The organism is Flavihumibacter solisilvae (assembly GCF_000814475.1).
Lineage (GTDB): Bacteria > Bacteroidota > Bacteroidia > Chitinophagales > Chitinophagaceae > Flavihumibacter > Flavihumibacter solisilvae.
Genome location: NZ_JSVC01000054.1, coordinates 1 through 882 on the forward strand (window position 1 = coordinate 1; position 882 = coordinate 882).

The 882-nt window shown below is 35.8% G+C and carries 1 protein-coding gene; it reads left to right on the forward strand.

Going from position 1 to position 882, the window contains the following annotated elements; genetic code table 11:
- Positions 1 to 882: hypothetical protein (locus tag OI18_RS24775; protein ID WP_039144752.1), on the forward strand; the 882-nt coding region annotated here is incomplete at both ends.

Sequence of the window (882 nt, forward strand, 5' to 3'; positions counted from 1 at the left end):
AGAATTATTTGAGTTGTTTGAGAAAGAGGTTAATTTGATGGATTTAAAAGATGCTTATAAAACAGCATTCTCCGAGTTCTTTCAAAAGTTAACAGATAAGACGATTAATACATTAGATATTTCAAATTCTCCATTGTTTTACTATATACCTGGTTTAGCTAGCAAAGTTCCGGAACCATGGTGGAGTGTACTATCAAGTAATTTCTGGCATATTGTTTTGGAGGAGTTTCAGTCGCAAGTGTCTGCTATAGACGTGGTCGTTATAAGTCATGAGTTGCTAGAATATTTTTCTCCAAAGAATATAGCTTTTACCTCAAGTCTAGCTAGCGGTGAAATACAATTTTTAATTAGGAATTTTGAAGCAGTACAAGACGGCCTTTCAGTAGTAGTGGGGAAGAATGCACCTAATGAGATTAGTAGCCCAACATTTGTTCATAGGCAGGAAGGTTTTGTTGAGAGACCCATTGATTTTGTTTTTAATGCGGAAAATGCAAAAAAGAAGAAGGTCAAGATAATGCCTTTAGATCGTTTTGCAGGCGGAGTGATTCCGGTTATCATGCATTCTAATACATTAAATCCTATTCCCGTACGTCATAAAAATCATTGGTCGACTGAGCGTGAAATTGTAGTAAGAGGTCAAAATAAGCTTCTATTATTTGCACATAATTCTTGTGTCTTAGAGAGTAGTGAAATGATAGATCCAGATTCAGAGAAGCGGTTATCTGTTAATTTAAGCACTCAATACTTTATTCCCGGACTCGATATCTACGAAGTCTATTTTTGGATTGAGGGAGAGGAGAGTGAAGCAAAATATACTTTGTCATATTTAAATCAACTCGGAGAGAGGTCCACTTTAACAATTAAGTTGACTGGGTTTTGGGT